The organism is Phycisphaerae bacterium (assembly GCA_012729815.1).
Classification (GTDB): domain Bacteria; phylum Planctomycetota; class Phycisphaerae; order JAAYCJ01; family JAAYCJ01; genus JAAYCJ01.
Genome location: JAAYCJ010000135.1, coordinates 1 through 4,127, shown reverse-complemented (window position 1 = coordinate 4,127; position 4,127 = coordinate 1). Strand labels below are relative to the sequence as shown.

Annotated in this window: 5 protein-coding genes and 1 tRNA gene; 2 read left to right on the top strand and 4 right to left on the bottom strand. The window is 62.7% G+C overall.

What is annotated here, in order from left to right; genetic code table 11:
• Positions 1 to 54 precede the first annotated feature (54 nt).
• The 3 genes from GXY33_09385 to GXY33_09375 all read right to left on the bottom strand — a co-directional run bounded on the left by GXY33_09385 (position 55) and on the right by GXY33_09375 (position 2,723).
• A tRNA-Glu gene (locus GXY33_09385) sits at positions 55 to 129 on the bottom strand.
• A 119-nt stretch (positions 130 to 248) separates the two neighbouring features.
• Entirely contained in the window at positions 249 to 1,382 is a 1,134-nt protein-coding gene (locus tag GXY33_09380; GenBank protein NLX05343.1) for a hypothetical protein, read from the bottom strand.
• Between the two features lie 204 nt (positions 1,383 to 1,586).
• Complete coding sequence (locus tag GXY33_09375; GenBank protein NLX05342.1) at positions 1,587 to 2,723, bottom strand: DUF2961 domain-containing protein; 1,137 nt, start codon at positions 2,721 to 2,723, stop codon at positions 1,587 to 1,589.
• A gap of 100 nt (positions 2,724 to 2,823) precedes the next feature.
• On the opposite strand from GXY33_09375, the gene GXY33_09370 reads away from it, so the two are divergent.
• Positions 2,824 to 3,078: a DUF4258 domain-containing protein gene (locus GXY33_09370; GenBank protein NLX05341.1), complete on the top strand. Its 255-nt coding sequence runs from the start codon at positions 2,824 to 2,826 to the stop codon at positions 3,076 to 3,078.
• Positions 3,075 to 3,269 (top strand): DUF2283 domain-containing protein, encoded by a 195-nt coding sequence (locus GXY33_09365; GenBank protein ID NLX05340.1) that lies wholly within the window; start codon positions 3,075 to 3,077, stop codon positions 3,267 to 3,269. The genes GXY33_09370 and GXY33_09365 overlap by 4 nt, the downstream gene beginning before the upstream one ends.
• A 6-nt stretch (positions 3,270 to 3,275) precedes the next feature.
• Here the strand turns inward: GXY33_09365 and GXY33_09360 are convergent.
• Positions 3,276 to 4,127 (bottom strand): AraC family transcriptional regulator (locus GXY33_09360; protein NLX05339.1); only part of this gene is annotated, 852 nt, incomplete at its 5' end.

Genomic DNA, 4,127 nt, shown 5'->3' with positions numbered 1-4,127 from the left:
GAGGACAAAACGTCAAAAGAAAAAGGCTCCGCGAAACCGCGAAGCCGATCCCAATGACCCCGACGGGATTTGAACCCGTGTTGCAGGGATGAAAACCCTGTGTCCTGGACCTGACTAGACGACGGGGTCAGTCATCTTAAGATTCATAAGTCTAAAGCCCGAGCCGCCCAAGGTCAAGCCAAAAGAGCGGCCCAAAGTCCCCAAAGTATAGGAATCTCTGTGTGTGCTGTCAACCGATCCGGCGTCGTTTAATACCACGCGCAGCGGTCGAATTCGTCCAGCATGGCCAGGAAGTTCTCATACGGCATACCGTAGGCGATCGAGTGGCTGGGGCCGAGAATGACGCCCCCGCGCTTGGCGATTTTGCAGGCCCGTCGGACGTCCCGACGGACCTCGTCGGCTGTGCCTTTGACCAGCGTCTCGACCGGAATGCCGCCCCACCAGACCAGCTTGGTCCCGAACTTCTCCCGCAACTTGTCGATATCCATGCCCGCTCCGGTCTGGAGCGATTGATAGCCATCGAGGCCGGCCTCGATGAACATCTCGATCAGCGGCCAGGTGTTGCCGCAACTGTGCAGGAACGCGTACTTCGTGTGCCGCTTGACGTGCTGCGTCCGCTCTCTGATGGCGGGAAAGCAGAACTCGCGGAACATCGCCGGCGACATCATCGGCGCCCGCGTCGTGCCGTAGTCCTGCTCGAACAGCACGCCATGCTGGCCGGGCCGAATCGCCCGCCCGTCGCGAGCGTTGGCGTGACGAACGTTGCGCCGTGCAGCCGCCCGCACCGCCTCCGGATTCGTCACGTACTCCATCAGTCCCCGCTCCATGCCTCCCAGCAGCACCATCGCGCCCAGATGCCCTGGCCCCAGAATGAACCGCTCGCCGCCCAACTCGGCGATCAGCCGGTCGAATGCGGCGAATTCGGTTTCGTCCACCTCGCCAGGCACGTCGTCCTCCGGAAAATCCTCGGGCCGAAACTCGCGCTCGGCGTCCCCGGTCGGGTCTTCGACGCATACGAACTCGTTGCTGAGCTCCGAGACCTTGTACACCCGTCCCTGCTCGTCCCGCCAGACGTCGTCGGCCAGTCGCTCGACCTTCTGCGGCTGATAGTTGGCCGACGGCAGGATCGCCTCCTTGTGCGTCAGCACGTCACACAGGTCGATCTTGCGGTAGAAATCGATCACGTCGCCCATTAGGCTCGCGACGATCTCGTCCCGCCGGCCTTCCCACAACGCCACCTGCTGGCCGATCTTGTCCCGCGCGTACGTCTTGCGCCCGATCACGTGGCCGATGATGTCGCAATCGGCCAGATAGAACCCCAGCGGCACCCGATCCGGCTGCCGTCCTTCCATCACCGCCACAACCCGCTCAAGCCCGTTCATCAAAATCTCCTACAGATCAGCGAACGGATCCATTCTGCCCGCCCCGGCCACCCAATGCAAGCTTCCAAGCCAATGGTCGGATGCCAGAGGGCAAAGTGCGAAACGCAGGTCCGCCGCCTTCGGCGGACTCTTCCTGGTTCTGGCTTCTTGCTTCTGGCTTCTTCCACCGCTCCGCGTGTTCCGCGTGCTCCGTGCCGCGCCTTTTCAGATCGGATCGCGGCCCGCCCGGTCCGGCAGGGGGGCGAACGGCTTGTGCTCGGGCCGGTCGAGGTACCAGTACGCCACGCTCGACCAGTCGTCGCTGCGGTTGTTCGCGTGGCCGTGCTCGATGCCTATTACAAGCGATTTTTCAAACGGCACCGGATCGACCACGTGCAAGCGGTAGCACGTATAATGGCCGCGCCAGTCGCCCGGCCCGCCGGCCGGCACGGTCTCGAAAGGCCCAGCCGCCGTCGAAACCCCGCAGTACATCTGCGCGTTTTCCACCTGCATCCCCCACGCATGGCAGAAATAGTCCTCCGTCCCAGTTCCGTGCAGGTCCGGCGGAAACGCCTGCCCGTCCACGAAGAACATGTCATCCCCTTCGCCCCACCAGCCGTGCGAGAGGTTGCGCACCGACACGTTGCAGCCGACGAAATGCCCGCGCCCCTCGGTGTCCAGAACCACATAGTTGCCCTTGCCGTCCAGATTCTTGCCCTCCGGCCCGCCCATCCGCGCCGACCACTCCGGACTGCCCCACACCGATCCCTTGCCGGTCCAACCAGCCGTCGGCAGATCCCGTTTCCATTGCGCGTGGAAGTACATCAGGTCCTTGGGCGCCTCGGGCAACTCGCGGTAATCGACGTAGTAATAAAACGACCCGACGTCCTGCTCACATTCGTTGACGATCTCAAGCCGCGCCGACTTGGCGAACGGCATCGGCACCCACGAGTTCATCGCCATATGCCCGCCCTGTCCCGGCCGGGCTGCGCTGGTCGAGAAAAACGCGCACTGGTAGCTGTCCGCCCGACCGTGCCCGATCCCGAAAAAATCGCCCACCGGCGTCTCGATCGCCGGCGTCTTCGCCCCGTCCCAATACGCCCGAAACACCAGCCGCCGAAGATAATTCCTGTCGCCGCACGCGATCGTGAACCACAGATGCGCGATCTGCCCCGGCCCCTTGATCTCCGCCAGCGTCAACGTCTCGCCCGGCTTGATCGGCCGCGCGTCATAGTTCCCGCCCGTCCGGTCATAGCTCGAAATCCGCTTAGCCCGATAGTCCTGCGCCCGCGCCAGATGATCCAGATACATCGCATATCCTCCAAAACCATTTCCCGCACCATACCCGCGCCGCCGCCGCATGTCTTTGACGAAAATCGTGAAGATTTGGCCGGAATCGTTGATTCGCTATACATCCTCGGGCGGATTGTGTAGAATCTACTTTGTCTGCCGAGGGCAACCGATGGACTTGAGGACCGCCATTCTGACAGAGCACGCGACGGCTCGTATGGCCAAGCGTGGGATCTCGTCGGACACGGTGCGAGCACTGTTGGAGGGGTGTGAGTCCGTCACGCCGGTTCGGCTTGGACGCGTCGTTGTCCAGGGGGTGATCGGTGGGCAGTTGCTGCGCGTATTTGTTGATGTGGACCGTCACCCACCGGAGGTAGTCACCGTCTATTCGACGAGCAAGATTGAAAAGTACAGGAGATCGCCATGAAGGTGAACTACGACGCTCATACCGATACGCTGACCATCGAACTGAAACCGGGCAAGGTGGCAGAGAGTGACGAGACCAAGCCGGGGGTGATCCTGGATTTTGACGAGGAAGGCAACTTGCTCACCGTGGAGGTCCTGGACGCCTCGAAACGGGCGGAGAATCCCAAGGCCCTGGAATTCGCCGTCTCGTGACAGCCGCTACTGGTTTGACGTCCCGCTCATCGGGCACGCCTTGGGGTTGGGCGGGGCTTCCGGGCGGACGCCTCGCAGGAAGTCGCTGGGACTTGTTCCCGTGACCTCCTTGAACGTCCGCGAAAGGACGTGGACGGATGAGAAGCCGCACTCAGCCGCGATCTGCGTCAGGCTGCGGTCGGTGGTCAGCAGCAGTGTTTTGACCTGCTCGATCCGGTAGTTCCGCAAAAAGTGCATCGGCGGCGACTCGTAAAACTGCTTGAACAGCGAACTGAAGTGCGACGGGCTCAAATGCACCGCCGCCGCCAATTCCTCCAGCGTGATCACCGTGGCAAAGTCCCGCCGGATGATCGCCATCGCCTCCTCCATCGCCCGGATGTGACGCGGATTGTCGAACACCTCGCGGGCCTGGCACGCCCGCAGCAATGACGCCAGCAATTGCAGAAAATGCCCCCGTTGCTCCAGCCGCGCCGCCGTCGTCCCATGCCCCTGCAACCCGATGATCCGCATCAGGCTCTCCAGGGGCTGCTCGTAATGCACCGGCCGGATGATCGGGTCCAACGCCAGTTCCGGACACTCGCGCCGGATCGGCTGGCGAAACAGGTGCCCAAATGCCGTCAACTCCTCAGCCGGCCGAAAACTCACAAAAACCTGCTCCGCGTCCTCCCGCTCAAAAAAATCGAAGTGGATGTGCGGCAGCCGCACGCCGAGGTTGTCGTAGCAACGAAACGCATGCTCCGCCCCCGGCTCGATCAACAGAAACGTCCCCGCCTCCAGTTCCTCCGTCCGCCCGCCCATCTCGACCAGCAGCGTCCCCTCGGCCACGCACGCCAGATAGTGGTCCAGAATCACCCGCCG

Coding starts and splice junctions, on each gene's coding strand:
- GXY33_09370 (NLX05341.1), top strand. CDS start 2,824: ATGGACTTGAGGACCGCCATTCTGACAGAGCACGCGACGGCTCGTATG.
- GXY33_09375 (NLX05342.1), bottom strand. CDS start 2,723: ATGCGGCGGCGGCGCGGGTATGGTGCGGGAAATGGTTTTGGAGGATAT.
- GXY33_09380 (NLX05343.1), bottom strand. CDS start 1,382: ATGAACGGGCTTGAGCGGGTTGTGGCGGTGATGGAAGGACGGCAGCCG.
- GXY33_09365 (NLX05340.1), top strand. CDS start 3,075: ATGAAGGTGAACTACGACGCTCATACCGATACGCTGACCATCGAACTG.